Here is a 22,929-nt window from a genome sequence, read left to right as displayed (position 1 = left end):
TACCTAAGAGTCGAGTGGCATGCTCATGCCCCGACGGCGGCGTCCTCGCTCGTGCGCACGGCCTCGTCCACGCGGTAGGACCGGATCGGGTGCCCCTGGGTCGTGAGGCAGCGGCCGGAGGCGAGATCCCACTTCCAGTCGTGCAGACTGCAGGTGAGCACGCCGTCCTCGATCTTGCCGGTCTTCGAGAGGTCGGCCCGCAGGTGCGGGCAACGACGCTGCACGACCCACTCCCCGATCTCGGTGTCCTCGGTCTGGTCGGACTGCTCGGCGTACCAGTTCTCGACGTACTCGATGCGGTCCCGTGACAGGCACTTCAGGAAGGTCGTGAGGAACTCGTTGAACTTGCCGCTGCGACCGACCTCGAACTGCATCGACAGGAAGATCGAGTTCGACCAGTCGATCTCGTGGTCGGCGATGTTCGTCGAGACGAGGTCGGCGGGGATCGTGTACCAGTAGACGCACTCCTCCCCGGCGTACTCGCGCACCTTCGCCTTCGGGAAGTCGACCACCATGTCCAGCTCACCGATCCGGAAGCGCACGTTGCCGCCCACGCCGTTGCGGATCGTGCGTGCGCGACGCAACAGCGGCTCCCACCAATCCTTGAGCGCGGCGAGGATCTCCGCAGGCTCCAGCACCGGCGCGCGACGCGACACCTCCGCGGCGATCTCATCCTGACGGCCGGCCCGCTGCTGCTCGAGATATGCCCACTTGTCCGAGAAGATGCGGTCGATCTCGGCATCCGTGTAGAGCGTCTGCGACACGACGAGCTCACCATGGTTCAGCTCGACCTGCGTCCCGGGCAGGAACAGATGTCCCTTCTGGTCGGGCGACCGCTCCGCCATGTGGGCGAGGAACTGCGCCTGATCCGTGAAGATCGAGTCGTCGTTGAGGCCCGTTCCGTTGTAACGGAACAGCTCGTCGCGCAGGAACATGGGCGGACCCGCCATCGGGAACACGTGCTCGGCCGCCACCTTGTCGATGTAGTAGAGAGCGCGCTTGTTCTGCGCCTCACGCTTGAGGCGCGCGAAGCTCTGCTTCGCGTCCTGAGGCAGGTCGTAGACCATGGGCCACCAGATCGCTCCCGAGACCTGGGTGAAGTAGGCGTCCGGCCTCCCGAAGGACAGCAGCCGCTCGAGATCGAGGGGATGCGAGTCGTTCTGGTTCAGCACCGACGCGGTGCCGTCGTCGACGCTCAGCGACGAGTCCCCGATCGGACCGTCGCTCGGCGCGCGCAGCGGGGTCACCATGATCCGCACGCCATTGTGCTCGATCGGCACGCCGGCCTCGGTGTGGACGATGTTCTCGTAGCCGAGAGCGCGCAGGTCTTTCTCGAGATCGTCTGTCGGGTAGTCGGGCAAGAGCACCGGGATGTCCTTGCGCACGTAGCGATCGAGCAGGCGCGGGTCGAAGTGGTCGCGGTGCCGGTGCGAGACGTACAGGAAGTCCGCCGCGCCGAAACGCTCCCAGTCGAGTCCGCGGTTGTCCGGGAACGGGAACCACGATCCGAAGAAGGACGGACCGACGACGGGGTCGCAGAGGATGCTGCCGCCCGCGGTCTCGATGAACATGCCCGCGTGTCCGAGGCCCGTGATGCGCATGAGGGGTCCTTTCCGCATCCGAGTCTAGGCAGCGGGTGCTGAGTGTCGAGCGAACGTCGCCGTGCATACCCCGGCGGGGCGATCGCGGGCGCGAGGACTCCCGGATCAGCCGGAGCGCGCGATCCGGGCGAGGACGCCGTGCACGAAGGCGCCCGCCTCGTCGGTGGAGAACTCCTTGGCGAGCTCCACCGCCTCGTCGATCGCGACGGCCACCGGCACCTCGTCGTTGTAGAGCGCCTCCCACACGCCGATGCGGAGGACCGCGCGATCGACGGCCGGCATCCGCTCCAGCTTCCAGTCCCGCGCGTGGGTGACGATCTGCTCGTCGATCTCGTCGCGGTGGTCGATCACGCCGTCTACGATGTCGCGGGCGTACAGCCAGGAAGCCTGCCGCGCGGGCTCGCTCACCGCGCGCTGCGCCTCGGCCGCGAGGATAACGGCGACGTCGTCGCCACGCACATCGGCCTGGAAGAGGATGTCGAGGGCGCGCTTGCGCGCCTTACTGCGGGCACTCATGTGTGGGCTCGGTCGCCTCAGCTGATGCGGCCGAGGTAGTCGCCCGTGCGGGTGTCGACCTTGACCTTCGTGCCGGTCTCGAGGAACAGGGGCACCTGGATCTCGTACCCGGTCTCGAGCGTGGCGGGCTTCGTGCCGGCCGAGGAGCGGTCGCCCTGCAGACCCGGTTCGGTGTAGGTGACCTCGAGCACGACGGATGCCGGAAGCTCGATGTACAGCGGGTTGCCGTTGTTGAGGGCGATCTGCACCTGCTGGTTCTCGAGCAGGAAGTTCGCGCTGTCGCCGACGGTGGCGGCCTGCACGGTGAGCTGGTCGTAGTCGGCGACGTCCATGAAGACGAAGCCCTCGCCGTCGTTGTAGAGGTAGGTGAAGTCGCGGCGGTCGACGTTCTCGATCTCGACCTTGGCACCGGCGTTGAAGGTCTTGTCGACGACCTTGCCGGTCATCACGTTCTTGAGCTTCGTGCGCACGAACGCGCCGCCCTTGCCCGGCTTGACGTGCTGGAACTCCACGACGCTCCAGAGCTGCCCGTCGATGCTGAGGACGACGCCGTTCTTGATGTCTGCGGTGGATGCCATGGTGTCGAGTTTTCCGTTTCGTCTGCGGTCGGGTCCGTACGGCCCGAGCACCGATTCTAGTCCGCGGGGGCGGCGCGCGGGGTCAGCCGTCGGCGTGGCCGGCGATGACGCGGATGAGGCGCTCCACGGCGACGCCGTAGCCGGGGATGCCCTCGCCGATCACGTGCACGTCCGCGACGTCGCGGACGTACGAGTGGTGGCGGAAATCCTCCCGCGCGTACACGTCGGAGATGTGCACCTCGGCGACCGGCAGGCCGACACCGCTGAGGGCGTCGCGCAGCACGACCGAGGTGTGGGTGAGCCCGCCCGGGTTGATCACGATGCCTGCGCAGTCCTCCCGAGCGGCGTGGATCGCGTCGAGGAGCACGCCCTCGTGGTTGCTCTGCACGGCGCGCACCTCGAAGCCGTGCGCGCCGGCGGTCTCCTCGACGAGGCGCTCCGCGTCGGCGAGCGTGCCAGTGCCGTAGATCCCGGGCTCGCGGGTGCCCAGGAGGTTCAGGTTCGGGCCGTTGACCAGGAGGATGCGGTGGGAGCTCACGAGCGCACGCTACCAGGCCGGACGCCCGCCCCCTGCGCTGTCAGCCGCACCGGCGCGCTGCCCGCGCCGAAGCCGTCGTAGCCGCCGCGGCGCTCGACGAACTCGAAGAACACCTCGCCGACCGTGCGGGTGTAGAAGTGCAGGTACTCGCCCGCCTCGTCGCGGTCGTAGGCCAGATCGAGCTCCCGCAGGAGCGCGAGCCGCTCGGGCGGGAGGGGGAACCGCGCGGCGAGGTCGTCGTAATAGTTGTCGGGCATCGGGAGCACGTCGAGACCGCGCACCCGGGCCGCGCGCGCGAGATCCTCGATCCCGGAGCAGGCGAACGCGACGTGCTGGGCGAGCCCGGCCGCATGACCACGCTCGACCGTCGCGGGCGGCGCCACGTTGAGCGGCAGCCGCACCGACCGGTCCGTGCTGCTCATGACCCGGCTGCGCATGAGTCCCTGCGGGCCCGGCACATCGGTCGTTCCGGTGACGCTGAGGCCCAGCACCGACCGGTAGAACAGCACCGACTCCTCGATGACCTGCCACGGCAGCGTCAGGCTGATGTGGTCGACGCGGTCCACCGCCCCCGCGACGCGCGTCGTGCCGTGCTCGAACTCGCGCACCCAGGCCGGCTCGTCGAGGGCATCCGCCGCCCAGTAGAGCTCCGTGCCGTCCGGCGCGAGCGCTGCGTCCAGCGACTGCTCGGTCGCATACGTCCGGCGGTACGCGCGCGGCGTGCCGAGCTCGTCTGCGCGCGCGGTGAGGGTGGCGGGGTCGTCGATCGCCACCCCGAACGCGGAGAGGTGCGATGCCAGCCCCCGGGCGTGCTGCTCGTTGAGCACGACGCGGGCGCGTCCGCATGTCCACAGCGTCACGGGCTTGGTGCGGTGACGGCCCCGCGGCACGAAGCCGGCCAGCTCGAGCAGCGCCTCGACCTGCGAGGTGTCCTCGGCCTTGATCTCCACGAAGTCGATGTCGCGCGGCTGGCCCGCCTCCGTCAGCGCGGTCAGCGAGGCTGGCGCCTGCGCCCCCAGTCGTCGCGCGACGGCGTCCTCCAGATGGCGCAGTGACCGGCGCGCGTGCACGGCGGTGCGGTCGGGATCCGTCTGGCGGAACGTGTCGTTGAAGACCTCGAGCGACCAGGGGCCGTCGTATCCCGTGCGGACGACGTGGGCGACGAGGTCGCCGAGCGGGAAGCTCCCCTCCCCCGGGAAGAGCCGGTGATGCCGACTCCACGACAGCACGTCCATCGACAGCGTGGGCGCGTCCGCGAGCTGCAGGAAGAAGATCTTCTCGGCGGGGATCCGTTCGATCCCCGCCGGGTCGTGTCCCCGGGAGAGGATGTGGAACGAGTCGAGGCACACACCGACCGCCGGGTGGTCCGCGAGCTCCACGATCCGCCAGGAACGGCGGTAGTCGTCCACGTACCGGCCCCACGCCAACGCCTCATAGGCGATGCGGATGCCGTATCGCGCGGCGATGTCCCCGAGCCGTCGCAGCTGGGCCGCGCTGACCTCGTCGTCGTCGATCGTCGCGGTGGCCACGTTGCTGCAGCAGAGGACGAGATCGGCGCCGAGCGTCTTCATGAGGACGAACTTCGCCTCGGCCCGGCGCAGCACCTCGCCGAAGGTCTCCTCGTCGACGCCCTCGACGTCGCGCATCGGCTGATACAGATCGATCGTGAGGCCGAGGCGCGCGGCGAGTGCCCGCAGCTCCTGCGGACTCTCCGGCGCCGCGACCAGGTCGGGCTCGAAGATCTCGACGCCGTCGAAGCCCGCGGCGGCGCTCGCCCTCAGCTTCTCGGCGAGGGTCCCGCTCAGGCACACGGTCGCGATCGACGTCTTCATCGCCGCGAATGTACCACACGGTACATTCGCGGACCAGGGTCAGCTCGGCCGGAGTTGACACGGATCGTGTCGTCCTCCATGATGCACGTACCAGTTAGTACATATCGGGATCACGCGCTCGCTGAGGAACGCGTACACGAAGGAGTCGCCCGTGAGCGGAGAACGCCCCTATCTCGTCGGCCTCATCGGCAGCGGGGTCACGCCGTCGCTGACCCCGTCCATGCACATGGCGGAGGCCGCGGCACTCGACATCCCCTACCTCTACCGTCCGATCGACATCACCGAGCTCGGCCTGTCCCCCGACGATCTGCCCGATATCCTCGCCTGGTGCGAACGGCTCGGCTACGACGCCGTGAACGTCACCCATCCCTGCAAGCGCCGGGTCATCGACCATCTCGACCGGGTGGACCCGATCGCCGCGGCCCTCGGCGCCGTGAACACCGTCCGGTTCACCCCCGAGGGGCGCATCGGTTCGAACACCGACACGACCGGCTTCGAACGCGCGTTCCGCGCAGGGATGCCGCAGGCCGCTCTCGACCGCGTCACCCAGCTGGGGGCGGGCGGTGCCGGCTCCGCCGTGGCGGACGCCCTGCTGCGTCTCGGCGTGCGCGAGCTCACCGTCGTCGACCTCGACCGGGAGCGCGCCCGCGAGCTCGCCGCCGAGCTGACCGCCCGCCACGACGCACGGATCACCGCGGCGCCGATCGACGAGCTTCCGGCGGCGATCGGGCGCTCCGCGGGGGTCGTGCACTGCACGCCCACCGGCATGGCGGCCCACCCCGGCCTCCCGTTCCCCGCCGATCTGCTCCGCGCGGACCTCTGGGTCGCGGACATCGTCTACCGGCCCCTCGTGACCGAACTGCTGTCCCGCGCCAAGAGCGCGGGCTGCGCCACCCTCGACGGCGGGCGGATGGCGGTCTACCAGGCCGTCGACGCCTTCGAGCTCATCACCGGGCGCCGCCCGGATCCCGACCGCATGATCCGACACTTCCACGACCTCGTCACCCCCGACGACGTCCTCGTCCGATAGGAGCAGACTTCGATGACCACCACCGCAACGCCGCGGAAGACTCCCGTGAAGGCAGCTGTCGCCAGCTTCATGGGCAGCGCCGTCGAGTACTACGACTTCTTCCTGTTCGGCTCCGCCGCCGCCCTCATCTTCCCCGTCATCTTCTTCCCGTCGGGAGACCAGGCTGCCCTCGTGATGTCGTTCGCGACCTTCGGGTTCGCCTACATCGCTCGCCCGTTCGGGGCGGTGATCCTCGGGCACTTCGGCGACCGCATCGGCCGCCAGAAGGTGCTCATGTTCACCCTGCTGCTGATGGGCGTCTCGACCTTCGTGATCGGCTGTCTGCCGACGTTCGAGCAGATCGGCTGGCTCGCGCCGATCCTGCTCGTGATCTGCCGTCTCCTGCAGGGACTGTCCGCCGCCGGCGAGCAGGCCGGGGCGTCGTCGCTGACCCTCGAGCACGCCCCCGACGATCGACGGTCGTTCTTCACGTCGTGGACCCTCACCGGGACGCAGGGCGGCCAGATCCTCGCGGCCCTCATCTTCATCCCGGTCGTCGCCCTTCCCGACGAGATCAAGTTCAGCTGGGGATGGCGCGTTCCGTTCTGGCTCAGCGCGGTCGTCGTGCTGGTCGCCTTCTTCATCCGGCGCAGCCTCCACGAGACGCCGGAGTTCGAGCAGGCCAAGGCGGAGGGCACGATCGCCCGCATGCCTCTGATCCCGCTCCTGCGCGACCACTGGCGCGACGTGCTACGGGTCATCTGCTGCGCGTTCATCGCGGCCGTCTCGACGGTCTTCGGCAACCTCGCGCTCGCCTACGGCGTGGAGGTCGGCCTGGCGCAGAGCCTCACCCTGTGGCTCGTCGTCGTGGCGAACATCGTGGCCCTGGGCACCCAGCCCTTCTTCGGCTGGCTCGCCGACCGCATCGGCCGCAAGCCCGTCTTCATCTACGGCGCCCTGTCATCGGCGGCGCTGATGCCGTTCTACATGCTCTCGATGAGCGGCGGCAACACGGTGCTCACCTTCGCGCTGGCCATCCTCACGTTCTCGTGCGGCTACGCGGCCGCGAACGCCGTGTGGCCGTCGTTCTACGGCGAGATGTTCAGCACGCGCGTGCGCTTCTCGGGCATGGCGATCGGCACGCAGCTGGGCTTCCTGATGGCCGGCTTCGCGCCGAGCATCGTGGCCGCGCTCGGCGGCGTCGCAGACGGCGGCTGGGTCGTGGTCAGCATCTTCACCGCCGTGATCTCGCTCATCGCCGCGATCAGCGCGCTCACCGCGCGAGAGACGAAGAGCGTGCCCACCCCGGAGCTCGGGGTCCGGGCCGAGCGCGCACCCGTCCCCGCCTGAGCGGCACCGCGTGAGGCCTCGCTCCGGCGGGGCCTCACTGCTGCGCGAGCTCCTGGTACGCCGCGAACATGAGCGACTCGTCCGGCGCCTGCAGCACGGTGGGACGCGCGACGTCGTCGAGAACGATGAAACGCAGCATCCCGCCGCGGGCCTTCTTGTCGCGCTGCATGGTCGCGAGCAGCGTCGGCCACGCACCCGCGCGGTACGTCGTCGGAAGACCGAGCGAGGTGAGCACGTCCCGGTGGCGCTGGGCGGTCTCGTCCGAGAGCCGGCCCGCCAGCCGCGAGAGCTCGGCGGCGTAGACCATGCCGATCGAGACCGCGGCGCCGTGACGCCAGCGATAGCGCTCCGCGTGCTCGATCGCGTGGCCGAGGGTGTGCCCGTAGTTCAGCACCTCGCGCAGTCCCGCCTCGCGGAAGTCCTCGCCCGCGACCCTGGCCTTCATGTCGATCGCGAGCTCGAGGCAGCGACGGAACGACGCGGACGCGGGATCGACGATGCCCTCCGGCTCCGCCTCGATGCGCTCGAGGATCTCGGGGTGCCAGATGAACCCGGCTTTGACGACCTCCGCGAACCCGGCCGTCGCCTCGTTCTGCGAGAGCGAGTCGAGCAGACCCAGATCGCAGACGACCGCGCGCGGGGCCCAGAACGCCCCGACGAGGTTCTTGCCCTCGGCGGTGTTCACACCGGTCTTCCCGCCGACCGCCGCATCGACCATCCCGAGCACCGTGGTCGGCACCTGGACGACCTGGATGCCCCGCAGCCAGGTGGCCGCGACGAAGCCCGCGAGGTCCGTCACGGCGCCGCCGCCGAACCCGACGACCGCGTCGGTGCGGGTGAAGTCCGCCTGTCCCATGACCTGCCAGCAGAACGCCGCGACCTCGATGCGCTTGCCCTGCTCGGCGTCGGGGATCTCGGCCAGCAGCACCTCCCGCGTACCGTCGGCCATCAGCCGCTCGCGGAGGACGCCCGCCCGCTCGGTGAGGGTCGGCGGATGCACCACGAGGACCTTGCGCACGGTCGGTGCCAGCGCATCCTCGACGCGGGCCAGGATGTCGCGACCGATCGCGATCTCGTAGCCCGGCTCACCGGCGACCGCGATGATCGTCGTCTCGCTCATGCGGAGGCTCCTCTCGGGACGGCGGACTGCGCCCAGGTCGCGATGCTGTCGACCACGTCGGAGAGCGGACCGCGGGACGTGTCGAACACGGCGTCGGCGACCTCCTCGTAGAGCGGCCTCCGCTCCGCGAAGATCCGAGCCCACTCCTTGACGGGGTCTCCCCCGCGAAGCAACGGCCGTGCCCCGCCCGCGATGCGGTGCGCGATGACCTGCGGCGTGACGGTCAGGAACGCCACGCGATGCGCGCGCAGATCCGCGCGCGTGCGCGGATCGAGCACCGAGCCGCCGCCGAGCGACACCACGCCGCCCGCCGCGAGTGCGCGCTGGACGGCGGCGCGCTCGATCGTGCGGAAATGCTCCTCGCCGTGGGCGCGGAACAGATCCGGGATGGGGCCGTGCTCGCGCACGACGAGCGCGTCGGTGTCGGTGAACCCCACGCCCAGCGCGCGTGCGACGCGCTTGCCGATGCTGGTCTTGCCCGCGCCCATGGGTCCGACGAGCACCACCGCCGCATCGGCGACCCGTGGTCGAGGACCATCCGGAAGGAGCCGGGAATCCCGCTCGGGGACCTCCGACTCAGCGGACGTGCTCATCGCCCCGCAGCGCCGGGTCGCTCGCCCCGCTCGTGCGGAGCGTCTCCGGGATGGCGGCGAGGTAGGACTCGAGGTTGCGACGTGTCTCGGCGACGTTGTCGCCGCCGAACTTCTCCAGCACGGCGTCGGCCAGCACGACGGCGACCATGGCCTCGGCGACGACGCCCGCCGCCGGCACGGCGCACACGTCCGAGCGCTGGTGGTGCGCGGACGCGGTGTCGCCGGTGGCGACGTCGATCGTCCGCAGCGCGTGCGGGACGGTGGCGATCGGCTTCATCCCGGCACGCACGCGCAGGACGGTGCCCGTCGACATGCCTCCCTCGGTACCGCCCGCGCGATCGCTCGCGCGCGTGATGCCCGAGGTCGCGGCGAACAGCTCGTCGTGGGCCTGGGAGCCGCGACGACGAGTCGTCTCGAACCCGTCGCCGATCTCGACGCCTTTGATCGCCTGGATGCTCATGAGGGCCTGCGCGAGCCTCGCGTCGAGCTTGCGGTCCCACTGCACGTGGGATCCGAGCCCGGGCGGCACACCGTACGCCAGCACCTCGACGACGCCGCCGAGGGTGTCCCCGTCCTTCTTGGCGTCGTCGACCTCCGCGACCATGCGCGCCGAGGTCTCCGGATCGAAGCAGCGCAACGGATCCTCATCCAGCGTCCGTACGTCACCGGGGACGGGAAGCGCGGCGCCGTCGGGGACCCGGACGGGACCGATCGACAGCGTGTGGCTGACCAGGCCGATGCCGAGCTCCCCGAGGAACGCGCGGGCGATCGCCCCGAGGGCCACCCGCGCCGCGGTCTCGCGGGCGCTCGCGCGCTCCAGGATCGGACGCGCCTCGTCGAAGCCGTACTTCTGCATGCCGACCAGATCGGCGTGACCGGGACGGGGGCGGGTCAATGCCGCGCCGCGGCCGCGGGAGCGGTCGGTCAGCTCGACCGGCTCGGCGCTCATCACCTCGACCCACTTCGGCCATTCCGTGTTGCCGATGCGCAGCGCGATCGGGCTGCCGAGGGACTCGCCGTGGCGCACACCGGTCGAGATCGTCAGCTCGTCCTCCTCGAACTTCATCCGCGAGCCGCGACCGTAGCCGAGTTTGCGACGGGCGAGATCGGCCTGGATCGCCGCCCGTGAGACGGGGACGCCGGCGGGAAGGCCCTCCATGAGGGCGACGAGTTCGGGGCCGTGGGATTCGCCGGCCGTGAGCACGCGGAGCATTGGTCTAGTCTCCCACGATCGCACGGCGCATCTCCGCCAGCACGTGCTCCTCGTTCTCGACGGCCTCCGCCGGGTCGCCGTTGACGAAGACGCGCACCTGCAGGAGCGCTTGGTGCAGCAGCATCCCGAGCCCCGAGGTCGCCGGCTTCCCGGCGCGCAGCCATGCGCTGCCCAGCACGGTCGGCCATGTCCCGTAGACCACATCCAGCAGCACGCCTCCCGACGCGGCCAGCCCCTCGGCCACGGAGGGGTCGAGCCGGGCGTCGCCCGGAAGCGTGGCGATCGTGAGCGGGACGTCGGCGTGGTCCGCGGCGTCGATGGCGGATGCCGACACCCGCACGCCCAGCTCCCCGCCGACTGCGGCGAGCCGGGCCGCGGCGTCTGGCCGGCGCGCCGCGATCTCGACCGTCTTCGCGCCGAGCTCGTGCGCGGCGACGAGGGCGGACGTCGCCGTGGCGCCCGTTCCCACGATCCGGGCCCGGTCGACCCTGGGGAGCCCACCCTCGCGCAGCGCCGCGACGATTCCCCCCACGTCCGTGTTGAAGCCGTGCGGGCCGTGCGGGCCGAGCAGAAGGGTGTTCACCGCGCCGGTCGTCTGAGCGTGACGGTCACGTCGCAGCGCGGTCCGGTACGCGACGGCTTTCAACGGCATGGTGAGCGAGAGCCCCAGCCATCCCGGGCCGAGCGCTTCGAGCGCTGAGGGGAACTCCGCCTCGGTCACGCGCCGACGGTCGTACGTCCAGCCGCTGCCGAGCGCCGCGTACGCGGCCGCGTGCAGCTGCGGTGAGAGGCTGTGCTCGATCGGATCGCCCCAGACGGCGAGGCGGTGGGGCGTCAGCATCCCGAGTCCGGGTGTTCCCGGCACCAGGCGCGCCACTGCTCGACGGCCTGCTCGTGCTCGCTCGCCGTCGAGGTGAACACCGTCTCCCCCGTGTCGAGGTTCACGGTCACGAAGTAGAGCCAGGGGCCGTCGGCCGGTGCGAGCGCCGCCGCGATGGCCGTGTCTCCGGGATTGGAGATCGGACCGACCGGCAGGCCCGGGTGCACATAGGTGTTCCAGAGGTTGTCGTCCTCGAGAGCCTCAGCCGACGAGCTCGCCGTGCCGTCGTGCATCTCGTCGTAGCCGTACTGCGCGGTCGAGTCCATCTGGAGGAGCCCGAAGGTCTCCTGATTGCTGGGGTCGAGACGGTTCTCGATCACCCGCGACACCTTGTAGAAGTCCTCGGTCGAGCGCGCCTCGCGCTGGATGATCGAGGCGATCGTGAGGATCCGCTGGCGATCCTCCACCGGCACGCCCGCGCTGTCGAGGGCCTCGACGGCGCGATCGACGAGTCGCTGGATGATCTGCTGCGGGGTCGTGTCGGGATCGAACGTGTACGTCGCCGGGAAGAGCCAGCCCTCGAGCGAGTCAGCCGCGACGCCGTACACGGCCGGGTCGGCGACGGCCGCGTCGAGCTCGGCCAGGGGGATGTCCATCTGCTCCGAGATCGCGGCGATCGTCTGCTCGGCCGTGAGCCCCTCGCGCAGCTGCGCGGAGTTCTCCATCCGGTTCGCCGGGTCGTCGAGCGCGGCCAGGACGGCCGCGGACGTCATCTGCTTCTGCAGGCGGAAGACGCCCGGCTGGAACGTGAACCCGACCGCGTTCTCGATCATGTAGTCGTACAGCGAGTCGGGTGTCTTCGTGACGCCCGCGTCGTACAGCTTCTGCGACACCTGCGGGCCGGCGTCGCCCGAGGAGATCGTGATCGTGGTCTCGCCGTTGGCGAGACCGTCCTCGTAGTCGTAGGGCTCCTCCCAGCCCATGAACGCACGGATCCTGTCCTCGTAGGCGTTCCAGACCCAGAGGCCCCCGCCGGCCAGGCCGCCGAGGATGGCGACCACGACCGCCAGCGCGATCCACGCGCCGACACGGCGGCGTCGCTTGTCCGCCGGCGGTGGCGGAGCACCGAGGACCTCCGTGGTGGTCTCGCCCGTGAAGAGCGCATCGAGCGACGCCGCCGGAGGGGCGGACACCGGTCGTTCGGCAGCGCGGGCGGAGTCCGCCGCGGCGGCGGCCTCGCGGGCCGCACGCCGGGACGGCGGCGTCGTATCGGACATCAATCGGGCTCCTCGTCCGGGGATACGGGTGTTCCGGGCGCGCTCCCCGTCCGCTTCTCGACGTCGAGGGCGTTCTGCAACAGGATCACGGCTGCGACCTGGTCCACTATGCCACGAGAGCTCTTCTGCGAGCGTCCGGATTGCCTGAGTGCCGCATGTGCGGACACCGTGCTGAGCCGCTCGTCCACCAGCCGCACCGGGAGGGGCACCGCACGCGCGAGATCGGCTGCGAATGCGCGAGCGTCGGTCGTCGACGGGGTGTCCTCGCCCCGGAGGTTCACGGGAAGCCCGACCAGGACCTCGACCGCGGCATGCTCCTGCGCGAGGAGCGCCACGCGCGGGACGGAGTTCTCGTCGCGGGCGACCGTCTCGACGGGTGTCGCGAGGAGTCCGTCCGGATCCGAACGCGCCACGCCGACGCGGGCGCTGCCCACGTCGATGCCGAGCCGCACGCCCCGTCGGAACCCGCTCACGCGCGAGCCGACTCCAGCACCGCCACGACGGCCTCGACCGCCGCCGGAAGAGCGGTGGCGTCGGTGCCGCCGCCCTGCGCGACGTCGTCGCGCCCGCCGCCCCCCCCGCCGAGCGCGAACGCGGCGGCCTTGGCGAGGACGCCGGCCTTCGCTCCCGCATCCCGTGCCGAGGGGTTCGTCGCCACGATCACGACGGGACGCTCGCCCACGACCGCACCGAGCGCCACCACGCCGGCCTCGGCGCCGAGACGGTCGCGCACCTGGAGCGCGAGCGACCGCAGGTCGTCGGCGGAGGCCGCGGCGCCGATCGAGGCCGCGACGAGGTTCACCGCGCCCACCCGTCGGGCCCGGGATACGAGCTCCGGGGCCTGGCCGGCCAGGGCCTGCGCCTCGAAAGAGGCGATCTTCTTCTCTGCGGCCTTGAGGCTCGCGGCGAGATCGGCGATGCGCGCCGGGAGCTGGTCGCGCGGCACCTTCAGCGACGTCGACAGCTGCGAGACGATCGCGCGCTCGGCGGCGAGGTCGCGGAAGGCGTCGAGCCCCACGAGCGCCTCGACGCGACGGCCGCCCGCGCCGACGGAGGACTCGCCGACGAGGTTGACGAGCCCGATCTCGGCGCTCGACGACACGTGCGTGCCGGCGCAGAGCTCCCGCGACCACGGTCCGCCGATGTCGACCATCCGGACGGTGTCGCCGTACTTCTCGCCGAACAGCGCCATGGCCCCAAGATCCTTGGCCTCGTCGAGCGACAGGACGCGCGTCGTGACCTCGAGGTTGTCGCGCACCGCGTTGTTCGTGATCTCCTCGATCTCGGTGCGTGTCTCGGGCGACAGCGCCTGACCCCAGGTGAAGTCGAAGCGCAGATAGCCGGCGCGGTTGAGCGACCCCGCCTGCGTCGCGCTCTTGCCGAGGGTGTCACGAAGAGCGGCGTGCACGAGGTGCGTGGCCGAGTGTGCCTGCCGGGCCGCGCGGCGGTTGACCGCATCCACGACGGAGGTCGCGGGGTCGCCGACGCCCACCTCACCGACCCTGACCTCGACCGTGTGGCTGACCAGCCCCGGCACCGGCTTCTGCACGTCGAGCACGTCGAGCTCGAAGCCCGCCCCGACGATCGCGCCCTTGTCGGCCACCTGCCCGCCCGACTCCGCGTAGAGGGCGGTCTCGGCCAGGATGATCTCCGCGATCTGCCCCGCGCGCGCGCGGTCGGCCGGAGCGCCGTCGACGAGGATGCCCAGCACGGTGGATTCCGTCTCGAGATCCGAATAGCCGGTGAAGACCGTCTCGCCCTTCGCGCGGAAGTCGCGGTAGACGCTGTGGTCGGCGATCGCGCGGCGACGGCTCTTCGCATCGGCCTTGGCGCGGGAGCGCTGCTCCTGCATGAGCGTGTCGAACGCCGCACGGTCGACGCTGAGCCCCGCCTCCTCGGCGACCTCGAGGGTGAGGTCGATCGGGAAGCCGTAGGTGTCGTGCAGGAGGAAGGCCTCCGTGCCCGGAAGCGACGTGCCTCCGGACTGCTTCGTCTGCGCGATCGAGAGGTCGAGGATGGTCGACCCCGACGCGAGGGTGCGCAGGAACGTCTCCTCCTCGGCGAACGCGTACTGCGAGATGCGCGACCAGTCGTCGGCCACGACCGGGTACGCGGCCGCCATGGCGTCGCGCGAGGCGGAGAACAGCTCGGGGAACGTCGGTCCGTCCACGCCGAGCAGGCGCATCGCCCGGATCGAGCGGCGCATGAGACGACGCAGGATATAGCCGCGGCCCTCGTTCGAGGGGGTCACCCCGTCCGAGAGGAGCATGAGCGAGGAGCGCACGTGGTCGGCGATGACGCGGTAGCGCACGTCGTCCTCGTGGTCGACGTCGTACGGACGGCCCGAGAGCTCCACGGCGCGGTCGAGGACCGGACGGACCTGATCGATCTCGTACATGTTGTCGACGCCCTGCTTGATGAAGGCGACGCGCTCGAGCCCCATGCCGGTGTCGATGTTCTTGTGGGGGAGCTCCCCCACGATGTCGAACTCGGTCTTCGAGCGCACGTTGGCGATCGCGTCCTGCATGAAGACGAGGTTCCAGATCTCGGTGAACCGGCCGTCGTCGACCGCGGGGCCGCCGTCGCGGCCGTACTTCGGGCCGCGATCGAAGTAGATCTCGGAGCAGGGGCCCGCGGGGCCGGGCTGGCCGGTGGACCAGTAGTTGTCCTCCTTGCCGAGACGCTGGATCCGTTCCGCAGGGAGGCCGGCGATCCGCTGCCAGAGCGCGGCGGCCTCGTCGTCGGTCTCATACACGGTGACCCAGAGGTCCTTCTCGTCGAAGCCGAGCCCGCCGGCGGACTCGGGCGAGGTGAGGAGCTCCCACGCGTAGGTGATCGCCCCCTCCTTGAAGTAGTCGCCGAAGGACCAGTTGCCGAGCATCTGGAAGAACGTGCCGTGGCGCGCGGTGTGCCCGACCTCCTCGATGTCGTTCGTGCGGATGCACTTCTGCACGTCGGCGGCACGCGGGAAGGGCGGAGGCACGGTCCCGTTCAGGTAGGGGACGAACGGCACCATCCCGGCGACCGTGAAAAGCAGCGTCGGGTCATCGCTGACGAGCGACGCCGAGGGGACGATGACATGGTCGTTCTTCTCGAAATAGGCGAGGTAGCGCTCGGCGATCTCAGCGGTCTTCATGGGGTGTGTTCCTCGGGATGAGCGCGCGGGCATGGACGGCCCCGGGGCGCACGGTGATACGGGGGGTCAGTCCTTGGTCGAGTCGGCGGGCTCCAGCGCGCCGTCGTCGGTGAACCGGGCCTGCTGGTCGCGATAGGCGTCGCCGATGAGGTCGGTGAACTCGCTGATGCGAGCGTCGATCTCGGCGAGCACCTCGTGGCCCCGCGGGTCCTTGTTCACCAGGTGGGCGAGCACGAACCCGGCCGCCGTACCGAGCACGAACAACAGGACATTCTTCACCGGGGCCTCTTCCTCGTCGCGGCCGCGAGCCTCGCGGTCCTCGTCCATCGTAGGCGAGAACGCCTCGTTCCATGGTGTGGACGACGAAGGGCGCCGGGAGCCCCCGACGCCCTTCGTCACTGCGGGATCAACGAGCCGCGTAGTACTCCACGACGAGCTGCACGTCGCAGGTCACGGGGACCTCGGCGCGCTTCGGGCGGCGCACGAGGCGCGCCTGCAGCTTGTCGAGCTCGACCTCGAGGTAGCCCGGAACCGGGGGCAGGACGTCGGCGTGACCGCCGGCGGCCGCGACCTGGAAGGGCTCGGTGCCCTCGCTGCGGGCCTTGATGTGGATCAGCTGTCCGGGCTTCACGCGGAACGACGGACGGTCCACGATCTGGCCGTCGACCAGGATGTGGCGGTGCACGACGAACTGACGGGCCTGGGCGGTGGTACGAGCGAAGCCGGCGCGCACCACGAGGGCGTCCAGGCGCATCTCGAGCAGCTCGACCAGGTTCTCACCGGTCAGGCCGTCGGTGCGGCGGGCCTCGTTGAACGCGATGCGCAGCTGCTTCTCGCGGATGCCGTACTGCTCGCGCAGACGCTGCTTCTCGCGCAGGCGCACGGCGTAGTCGCTGTCGGCCTTGCGCTTGGTGCGGCCGTGCTCACCTGGAGCGTAGGGACGCTTCTCGAGGTAGCGGGCGGCCTTGGGCGTCAGCGGGATGCCGAGCGCACGGGAGAGGCGGACCTTGCGGCGGTCCTGGGACTTCGTGGTCACGAAGCGTTCCTTTCGATGACGTGGCCGCGTCTGTCGCGGCTCACGGACGTATCCCCCGCTCCTCGCCCTTCCGGACCGCACGCCGGAGCACGCCGGAAGGTCTTGATCAGAGGAGGGGGATGCCCGAGAACCCGGTCTCGAGCCGATTCATCCTATCAGACGGGGATGCGCGCACCCCGATGCACGCGGGCCCGTCTCCCCGGGCGGCGCTGGCGACGGCGCGGACTCCGGTGCCGTCGCGGTCCAGGTGCGGTCATGCCTCGCCGGAGAGGATGCGGCGGATCTTCTCGAGCCGGCTCGACACGTCGCGCTCGTGTCCGTGCGTCGTGGGCTCGTAGTAGCGGCGCCCGACGAGCGGATCGGGAAGGTATTGCTGGGCGACCACGCCGATGTCGCTGTCGTGGGGATAGCGATAGCCCTTGCCGTGCCCGAGCCGTTTCGCACCCGCGTAGTGCGCGTCACGGAGGTGGTTCGGAACCCGGCCGAACCCGCCCTTGCGGACGTCGGCTATCGCGCGGTCGATCGCGAGGTAGGCGGCGTTCGACTTCGCCGTCGAGGCGAGGTACGCGGTCGCCTCGGCGAGCAGGATGCGGCCTTCCGGCATGCCGATGAACTGCACGGCGTCAGCGGCCGCGACCGCGATCTGCAGCGCCTGCGGGTCGGCGAGGCCGATGTCCTCGGAGGCGGAGATGACCAGACGCCGCGCGATGAACCTCGGGTCCTCGCCCGCTTCGATCATGCGCGCGAGATAGTGGATCGCCGCATCCACATCGCTGCCGCGGATCGATTTGATGAAGGCGCTGATCACGTCGTAGTGCTCGTCGCCCTGACGGTCGTATCGTAGCAGCGCCCGGTCGACCGCCTGCCCCACCGCCTCGGCCGTGATCTCCGGCGTCTCGTCGGAATCGGGAGTCTCGACCATCGCCGCGGCCGCCTCGAGCGCCGTCAGCGCGCGTCGCGCGTCGCCCGAGGCCATCTGCACGAGCGCCGCCCGCGCATCGGCGGCGAGGGTCACGGTACCGGCGAGGCCCCGCGGGTCGTCGACCGCACGGTCGACGAGAGCCCCGAGGTCGTCGTCGACGAGGGGCTCGAGCGTCAGGAGCAGCGAACGGGACAGCAGGGGCGAGATCACCGAGAACGACGGGTTCTCGGTCGTCGCGGCGATCAGGACGACCCAGCCGTTCTCGACGCCGGGCAGGAGCGCGTCCTGCTGCGCCTTGGTGAACCGGTGGATCTCATCGAGGAACAGAATGGTCGACTGGCCGTACAGATCGCGCTGCGTGAGTGCCTCCTGCATCACCTCGCGGACGTCCTTCACGCCCGCGGTGATCGCCGACAGCTCGACGAAGCGCCGCCCGGACGACCGGGCGATCGCCTGAGCGAGAGTGGTCTTCCCCGTGCCCGGCGGCCCCCAGAGGATGACCGACACCGCACCGGTCGTCTGCCGTTCGGAGTCGGCGAGAGCGACCAGCGGCGAGCCGGGACGCAGCAGGTGCCGCTGTCCGGCGACCTCGTCGAGCGATGTGGGGCGCATGCGTACGGCGAGCGGGGTCTGGCCCTGGAAGAGCGCGCCGGACGTGGTCATCCCCACAGGCTAACCGTGCGCGCCGACACCGACGACGTCGCCTTTGTCCGCGACCACGAGGTGTGCGTAGGATCGGGCAGGCTCGAGCGACATCCGAAGGAGGACAGGTGGCGGCGAACGCGAGGGGACGCGACCAGCGCGCGGAGCGCGAACGCGCTCGGACGTATCAGGCACGACGACAGTTCCACGACGGCGTCATCCGTCGTCGGCGTCGAGACAACCTCATCGCCGGCGTGGCCGGTGGCGTCCTGATCCTCGCGGTGGTCGGCGCACAGATCGCGTACTACACGCTCGGCCCCGGTGCGCCCGAGCCGACGCCCTCCTCCACGTCGACCCCGACGCCTCTTCCCACGGAGACCACCGCCCCCTGACGTTCCGGTCCACCGGTCGCCCCTGCGGGTCTCGGCGACCGGAAGCGACGGGCGAGCCGTGCTTCTCCCTCACGGAGCGCCCGGCCGAGGCGCGGAGAAACCCGGGGCATGACGCCGAGCGGCGCTCCGATCCACGCATACTAGGCTGATGCCGATTGCCCGACCGCCGACGCGAGCCGCTTGAGGTGCCCTGTGACTGCCGCGACAGAACACACTCCCGATCAACCCGACACCGGGGTCCCCGCCGAGCCGTGGGGTCGCGTGGACGACGACGGCACCGTCTCGGTGCGCGAGGGCGCCGAATGGCGCGTGGTGGGTCAGTACCCGGACGGATCCGCCGAAGAGGCGCTCGCCTACTTCACGCGGAAGTACGCGGACCTCGCCGGCGAGGTGACGCTTCTGGAGGTCCGTCACCGACGCGGCGGCGCATCCGCCACGGATCTGCGTCACACTGCGACAACCCTTCGGGGCAGGCTCGAGGGAGCGGCCGCCGTCGGCGACCTCGCCGCCCTCGCCACGCGCCTGACGAACCTGTTCTCCGCTCTGGAGGAGGCCTCCGCCACTGAGGCGCAGGCTGCCCGTGAGGCCGTGGACGCCGCCGTCGTCGAGCGCACCGCGCTCGTCGAACGCGCCGAGGCCATCGCCGCGCGCGATCCGCGGTCGGTGCAGTGGAAGCAGGTGTCGGCCGAGATCGGCGAGTTGTTCGATCAGTGGCAGGCCCATCAGCAGAACGGGCCGCGACTGCCCAAGTCCGTCTCCCAGCAGCTCTGGACCCGCTTCCGCGACGCCCGCAGCACGGTCGAACGGCACCGTCGCGCCTTCTATGCGGAGCTCGATGAGACCCACAAGCACGCCAAGGAGCTGAAGACGCGCCTCGTGGAGCGGGCCGAGGCGCTCGCGCCGCGGGGCGAGGACGGCATCCCCGCCTACCGCGGGCTGCTCGACGAGTGGAAGGCTGCCGGCCGCGCCGGAAAGAAGGTCGACGACGCGCTGTGGGCGCGGTTCAAGGCCGCCGGCGACGCCCTGTACGGGGCGCGCATCGAGCGGGAGTCCGTCGAGGCCGAGGAGTCCAAGGAGCGCATCGAGGCCAAGCGCGCGCTGCTGGAGCGGGCGCGTCCCATCGTCGACGTCGTCGACCTCGCCTCGGCGCGTCGCCAGCTGACCGCGATCCAGCGCGAGTGGGACGAGATCGGACGCATCTTCCCGCGCGACAAGGAGCGCGGGCTCGATGACGACCTGCGCAAGATCGAGCAGTCCGTGCGCGCGCGCGAGGACACCGACTGGAAGCGCAACGATCCGGAGACCACGGCGCGGGCGAACGACATGACGCGGCAGCTCACCGACGCCATCGACAAGCTCGAGGCCGAGCTCGCCGACGCCGAGAAGCGCAAGGACGCCCGCGCGATCGCGACCGCTCGGGACGCGCTGGAGACGCGGAAGGCCTGGCTCCGCGCGATCGGCGGCTGATCCTCCTCTCCCCCGCGCCGAACGGGCTCTGACTCTCCACAGCCGGGACCGGGATGGCTCCGGGACCGTGTGCCGCGGACCACACTGGGGGCATGTCCTCGGTTTTCCTCTACTTCCCCGGCGGTCCGCTGAGCACGGCGGAGCTGAGCGCGGCATGTCTGGACGGGCATCTGGTCGGTCTCGGCGAGGGCTATGTGCCGGCCGACACCGTCGAGACCGCGTCGTTGCGTGCGGCGTCGCTCCGCTCGCTCGCCGGCGTTCACCTCGCGGCTATCCTGGACAGCGCCGCCTGGGTCCACGGTGCTCTCGACGAGCCTCCCGTCCGACACCGTCTGCAGCGGGCGAGCGACCGTCGGCTGCACGAGCCCATCGGCCGCCGGTTCGTGTACCGGGACCCCCGGATCCCGGATGCCGATCTCCGGCGCGTCGGCGGGGTCGCGGTCACGACCGTCCCCCGGACCGTCGCCGACCTCGCCCGCAGCGGCACACCGGAGCATCGCGGAGTCCTGGAGCGTTTCGACCGGGACGCCCTCGCATCGGGGGTGCGCTGGTTGGACGCGTCGAGACGGGTCCCGCACAAGCACGCGGCCCTGCGGACCCTCGCCGAGATCCTCAGGACGAGGTGACCCGGTAGACGTCGTAGACCGCGTCGATCCGGCGGACAGCGTTCAGCACGCGGTCCAGATGCACCGTGTCGCCCATCTCGAAGACGAACTTGCTGATGGCGAGCCGGTCGTTGGAGGTCGATACCGTGGCCGAGAGGATGTTGACGTGGTGCTCGCTCAGAACCCGGGTGACGTCGCTCAGAAGCCCCGAGCGGTCGAGGGCCTCGACCTGGATCTGCACGAGGAACACGCTCTTCGTCGTCGGCGCCCACTCCACGTCGATCAGGCGGTCGGGCTCGGTCATGAGCGACTTCACGTTCGTGCAGTCGGTGCGGTGCACCGAGACGCCGCTCCCCCGCGTGACGAAACCGACGATCTCGTCGCCGGGGACAGGGGTGCAGCACTTCGCGAGCTTGACGAGGATGTCCGGAGCGCCGCGCACGAGCACACCGGAATCGCCTTCGCGCGGTGCGCGCCCACGCCCGATGTGCGGGATGTCGATGGGCCCCGTCGAGGTGTCGTGCTCGGCGACGAGCGCCGTGACCTTCTCGATGACCGACTGCGTCGAGACGTGCCCCTCGCCCACCGCCGCATACAGCGCGGACACGTCCTCGTAGCGCAGCTGCTGCGCGACCCGCGTGAACGAGTCCTGGCTCATCAGCCGCTGCAGCGGCAGGTTCTGGCGGCGCATGGCACGGGCGATGGACTCGCGCCCCTGCTCGATCGCCTCTTCGCGGCGCTCCTTCGTGAACCATCCGCGGATCTTGTTGCGCGCCCGGGTGCTCTTGACGAAGCCGAGCCAGTCCTGGCTGGGTCCGGCATCCGGGTTCTTCGACGTGAAGACCTCGACGACGTCCCCGGAGTGCAGCTCGGACTCCAGGGGGATGAGCCGCCCGTTCACCTTCGCGCCCATCGTGCGATGACCGATCTCGGTGTGCACGGCGTAGGCGAAGTCGACCGGCGTCGCACCGGCCGGAAGTCCGATCACGCGGCCCTTCGGCGTGAAGACGTAGACCTCTTTGGCGCCGATCTCGAAACGGAGCGAGTCGAGGAACTCCCCCGGGTCGGCCGTCTCCGCCTGCCAGTCGGAGATGTGCGCCAACCAGGCCATGTCGGCGTCGACCGACTTCGGATCGACCTTGCCGCCGGCCATCCGCTCCTTGTACTTCCAGTGCGCGGCCACACCGAACTCCGCCTGCTGGTGCATCTCGTTCGTGCGGATCTGGATCTCGACCGTGCGCCCGCCCGGACCGATGACCGTGGTGTGCAGGGACTGGTAGAGGTTGAACTTCGGGGTCGCGATGTAGTCCTTGAACCGCCCCGGCAGAGGCGTCCAGCGCGCGTGGATCGCGCCGAGCACGGCGTAGCAGTCGCGAACCGTGCCGACGATGACACGGATGCCGATCAGGTCGTAGATGTCGTCGAACTCGCGCCCCCGCACCACCATCTTCTGATACACCGAATACAGCTGCTTGGGGCGCCCCGCGATGCGGCCGCGGATGCGCAGTTCGCGCAGATCCTCCTCGACGGACTGGATCACGTTGTGCACGTACTGCTCGCGCTGAGGCGTGCGCTGCGTGACGAGGCTGTCGATCTCGACGTAGAGCTTCGGATGCAGAACCGCGAACGAGAGGTCCTCCAGTTCCGATTTGATGGCCTGGATGCCTAGGCGGTGCGCGAGGGGTGCGTAGATCTCGAGCGTCTCGGTGGCCTTCTTCGCCGCCTTCTCCGGAGGCACGAACCCCCAGGTGCGGGCGTTGTGCAGCCGGTCGGCGAGCTTGATGACGAGAACGCGGATGTCGCGGGACATCGCCACGATCATCTTGCGGACGGTCTCGGCCTGCGCGCTCTCGCCGTACTTGACCTTGTCGAGCTTGGTCACCCCGTCGACGAGCATCGAGACCTCGTCGCCGAACTCGGCGCGCAGCGCCTCGAGCTCGTACCCGGTGTCCTCCACCGTGTCGTGCAGCAGGGCCGCGGCGATCGCCTTCGGTCCGAGGCCCAGATCGGCGAGGATCTGGGCGACCGCGAGAGGGTGCGTGATGTACGGCTCGCCGCTCTGACGCTTCTGTCCGGCGTGGGCGCGATCGGCGACGGCATAGGCGCGCTCGATGATCGCGAGGTCGCCCTTGGGATGGTGCGTGCGCACCGTGCGAACGAGCTTGTCGACGTCGTCGCGACGCGCGGCCCGCGAGAAGATGCGAGGGATCAGGCGGCGCAGCGACGAACTCTGCGCACCGGCCGGGACGGTCTCCGCCATGCTCGAATCACCACCCTCCGCC

Annotated in this window: 21 protein-coding genes; 5 read left to right on the top strand and 16 right to left on the bottom strand. The window is 70.4% G+C overall.

The annotated features are described in order from the left end of the window. Positions 1–23: 23 nt before the first annotated feature. The 5 genes from GVL03_RS01290 to GVL03_RS01270 all read right to left on the bottom strand — a co-directional run bounded on the left by GVL03_RS01290 (position 24) and on the right by GVL03_RS01270 (position 5,065). The gene (locus GVL03_RS01290) at positions 24–1,601 is read right to left on the bottom strand and encodes a Rieske 2Fe-2S domain-containing protein (RefSeq protein WP_159498705.1); all 1,578 of its coding nucleotides are present in this window, start codon (positions 1,599–1,601) and stop codon (positions 24–26) included. Between the two features lie 105 nt (positions 1,602–1,706). Then, on the bottom strand, positions 1,707–2,117 hold the full coding sequence (nusB, locus tag GVL03_RS01285; protein ID WP_159498703.1) for a transcription antitermination factor NusB: 411 nt from the start codon (positions 2,115–2,117) through the stop codon (positions 1,707–1,709). 17 nt (positions 2,118–2,134) lie between these two features. Further along, positions 2,135–2,695 carry an elongation factor P gene (gene efp, locus GVL03_RS01280; protein WP_159498701.1) on the bottom strand — a complete coding sequence of 187 codons (561 nt, stop codon included), beginning with the start codon at positions 2,693–2,695 and terminating at the stop codon, positions 2,135–2,137. 82 nt (positions 2,696–2,777) lie between these two features. Beyond that, positions 2,778–3,233 carry a type II 3-dehydroquinate dehydratase gene (locus GVL03_RS01275; protein ID WP_159498699.1) on the bottom strand — a complete coding sequence of 152 codons (456 nt, stop codon included), beginning with the start codon at positions 3,231–3,233 and terminating at the stop codon, positions 2,778–2,780. After that, on the bottom strand, positions 3,230–5,065 hold the full coding sequence (locus tag GVL03_RS01270; RefSeq protein ID WP_159498697.1) for a bifunctional sugar phosphate isomerase/epimerase/4-hydroxyphenylpyruvate dioxygenase family protein: 1,836 nt from the start codon (positions 5,063–5,065) through the stop codon (positions 3,230–3,232). Before GVL03_RS01270 ends, GVL03_RS01275 begins: the two co-directional genes overlap by 4 nt. Positions 5,066–5,216: 151 nt before the next feature. Between GVL03_RS01270 and GVL03_RS01265 the strand changes: the two genes are divergently transcribed. Both GVL03_RS01265 and GVL03_RS01260 read left to right on the top strand, forming a co-directional pair. Next, a complete protein-coding gene (locus GVL03_RS01265) occupies positions 5,217–6,095 on the top strand; it encodes a shikimate dehydrogenase (RefSeq protein ID WP_159498695.1) in 879 nt (292 codons plus the stop codon). A gap of 12 nt (positions 6,096–6,107) precedes the next feature. Further along, the gene (locus GVL03_RS01260) at positions 6,108–7,424 is read left to right on the top strand and encodes an MFS transporter (RefSeq protein WP_159498693.1); all 1,317 of its coding nucleotides are present in this window, start codon (positions 6,108–6,110) and stop codon (positions 7,422–7,424) included. A gap of 34 nt (positions 7,425–7,458) precedes the next feature. Here the strand turns inward: GVL03_RS01260 and aroB are convergent, their stop codons facing one another. The 10 genes from aroB to GVL03_RS01210 form a co-directional block, all read right to left on the bottom strand. Next, the gene (aroB, locus tag GVL03_RS01255; RefSeq protein ID WP_159498691.1) at positions 7,459–8,544 is read right to left on the bottom strand and encodes a 3-dehydroquinate synthase; all 1,086 of its coding nucleotides are present in this window, start codon (positions 8,542–8,544) and stop codon (positions 7,459–7,461) included. Continuing rightward, a complete protein-coding gene (locus tag GVL03_RS01250) occupies positions 8,541–9,032 on the bottom strand; it encodes a shikimate kinase (RefSeq protein ID WP_235037976.1) in 492 nt (163 codons plus the stop codon). Before GVL03_RS01250 ends, aroB begins: the two co-directional genes overlap by 4 nt. An 88-nt stretch (positions 9,033–9,120) precedes the next feature. After that, complete coding sequence (aroC, locus tag GVL03_RS01245; RefSeq protein WP_159498687.1) at positions 9,121–10,350, bottom strand: chorismate synthase; 1,230 nt, start codon at positions 10,348–10,350, stop codon at positions 9,121–9,123. 4 nt (positions 10,351–10,354) lie between these two features. Continuing rightward, entirely contained in the window at positions 10,355–11,215 is an 861-nt protein-coding gene (locus GVL03_RS01240) for a shikimate dehydrogenase (RefSeq protein ID WP_306770301.1), read from the bottom strand. Next, the gene (mltG, locus tag GVL03_RS01235; RefSeq protein WP_159498685.1) at positions 11,185–12,447 is read right to left on the bottom strand and encodes an endolytic transglycosylase MltG; all 1,263 of its coding nucleotides are present in this window, start codon (positions 12,445–12,447) and stop codon (positions 11,185–11,187) included. The genes GVL03_RS01240 and mltG overlap by 31 nt, the downstream gene beginning before the upstream one ends. After that, positions 12,447–12,920: a Holliday junction resolvase RuvX gene (gene ruvX / locus GVL03_RS01230; protein WP_159498683.1), complete on the bottom strand. Its 474-nt coding sequence runs from the start codon at positions 12,918–12,920 to the stop codon at positions 12,447–12,449. Before ruvX ends, mltG begins: the two co-directional genes overlap by 1 nt. Then, the gene (alaS, locus tag GVL03_RS01225) at positions 12,917–15,583 is read right to left on the bottom strand and encodes an alanine--tRNA ligase (protein WP_159498681.1); all 2,667 of its coding nucleotides are present in this window, start codon (positions 15,581–15,583) and stop codon (positions 12,917–12,919) included. Before alaS ends, ruvX begins: the two co-directional genes overlap by 4 nt. A 66-nt stretch (positions 15,584–15,649) precedes the next feature. Then, positions 15,650–15,862 (bottom strand): hypothetical protein, encoded by a 213-nt coding sequence (locus GVL03_RS01220; RefSeq protein ID WP_200847014.1) that lies wholly within the window; start codon positions 15,860–15,862, stop codon positions 15,650–15,652. A gap of 127 nt (positions 15,863–15,989) precedes the next feature. After that, positions 15,990–16,619 carry a 30S ribosomal protein S4 gene (gene rpsD, locus GVL03_RS01215; RefSeq protein ID WP_159498677.1) on the bottom strand — a complete coding sequence of 210 codons (630 nt, stop codon included), beginning with the start codon at positions 16,617–16,619 and terminating at the stop codon, positions 15,990–15,992. Between the two features lie 253 nt (positions 16,620–16,872). Beyond that, a complete protein-coding gene (locus GVL03_RS01210) occupies positions 16,873–18,204 on the bottom strand; it encodes a replication-associated recombination protein A (RefSeq protein ID WP_159498675.1) in 1,332 nt (443 codons plus the stop codon). Between the two features lie 107 nt (positions 18,205–18,311). Here GVL03_RS01210 and GVL03_RS01205 point away from each other — a divergent pair, with 107 nt between their 5' ends. From GVL03_RS01205 to GVL03_RS01195, 3 genes are all read left to right on the top strand, one after another. After that, positions 18,312–18,575, top strand: coding sequence for a dioxygenase (locus GVL03_RS01205; RefSeq protein WP_159498673.1), 264 nt, complete (start codon positions 18,312–18,314; stop codon positions 18,573–18,575). Between the two features lie 192 nt (positions 18,576–18,767). Next, complete coding sequence (locus GVL03_RS01200) at positions 18,768–20,042, top strand: DUF349 domain-containing protein (protein WP_159498671.1); 1,275 nt, start codon at positions 18,768–18,770, stop codon at positions 20,040–20,042. Between the two features lie 92 nt (positions 20,043–20,134). Next, positions 20,135–20,668, top strand: coding sequence for a hypothetical protein (locus GVL03_RS01195; protein ID WP_159498669.1), 534 nt, complete (start codon positions 20,135–20,137; stop codon positions 20,666–20,668). Here the strand turns inward: GVL03_RS01195 and GVL03_RS01190 are convergent. Then, a complete protein-coding gene (locus GVL03_RS01190; RefSeq protein ID WP_159498667.1) occupies positions 20,655–22,907 on the bottom strand; it encodes a bifunctional (p)ppGpp synthetase/guanosine-3',5'-bis(diphosphate) 3'-pyrophosphohydrolase in 2,253 nt (750 codons plus the stop codon). The two genes, GVL03_RS01195 and GVL03_RS01190, sit on opposite strands and share 14 nt — an antisense overlap. Between the last annotated feature and the right edge of the window lie 22 nt (positions 22,908–22,929).

This window comes from Microbacterium sp. 18062 (assembly GCF_902706225.1).
Lineage (GTDB): Bacteria > Actinomycetota > Actinomycetes > Actinomycetales > Microbacteriaceae > Microbacterium.
The sequence above is the reverse complement of the archived record's forward strand: the minus strand, read 5'-3'. Positions and strand labels throughout refer to the sequence as shown.

Bases quoted from the DNA above. Each gene is read 5' to 3' on its own strand.
- GVL03_RS01290 (WP_159498705.1), bottom strand. From the start codon at position 1,601: ATGCGCATCACGGGCCTCGGACACGCGGGCATGTTCATCGAGACCGCG.
- nusB (WP_159498703.1), bottom strand. From the start codon at position 2,117: ATGAGTGCCCGCAGTAAGGCGCGCAAGCGCGCCCTCGACATCCTCTTC.
- efp (WP_159498701.1), bottom strand. From the start codon at position 2,695: ATGGCATCCACCGCAGACATCAAGAACGGCGTCGTCCTCAGCATCGAC.
- GVL03_RS01270 (WP_159498697.1), bottom strand. From the start codon at position 5,065: ATGAAGACGTCGATCGCGACCGTGTGCCTGAGCGGGACCCTCGCCGAG.
- GVL03_RS01260 (WP_159498693.1), top strand. From the start codon at position 6,108: ATGACCACCACCGCAACGCCGCGGAAGACTCCCGTGAAGGCAGCTGTC.
- aroB (WP_159498691.1), bottom strand. From the start codon at position 8,544: ATGAGCGAGACGACGATCATCGCGGTCGCCGGTGAGCCGGGCTACGAG.
- GVL03_RS01250 (WP_235037976.1), bottom strand. From the start codon at position 9,032: ATGGGCGCGGGCAAGACCAGCATCGGCAAGCGCGTCGCACGCGCGCTG.
- aroC (WP_159498687.1), bottom strand. From the start codon at position 10,350: ATGCTCCGCGTGCTCACGGCCGGCGAATCCCACGGCCCCGAACTCGTC.
- mltG (WP_159498685.1), bottom strand. From the start codon at position 12,447: ATGTCCGATACGACGCCGCCGTCCCGGCGTGCGGCCCGCGAGGCCGCC.
- alaS (WP_159498681.1), bottom strand. From the start codon at position 15,583: ATGAAGACCGCTGAGATCGCCGAGCGCTACCTCGCCTATTTCGAGAAG.
- GVL03_RS01210 (WP_159498675.1), bottom strand. From the start codon at position 18,204: ATGACCACGTCCGGCGCGCTCTTCCAGGGCCAGACCCCGCTCGCCGTA.
- GVL03_RS01195 (WP_159498669.1), top strand. From the start codon at position 20,135: ATGTCCTCGGTTTTCCTCTACTTCCCCGGCGGTCCGCTGAGCACGGCG.
- GVL03_RS01190 (WP_159498667.1), bottom strand. From the start codon at position 22,907: ATGGCGGAGACCGTCCCGGCCGGTGCGCAGAGTTCGTCGCTGCGCCGC.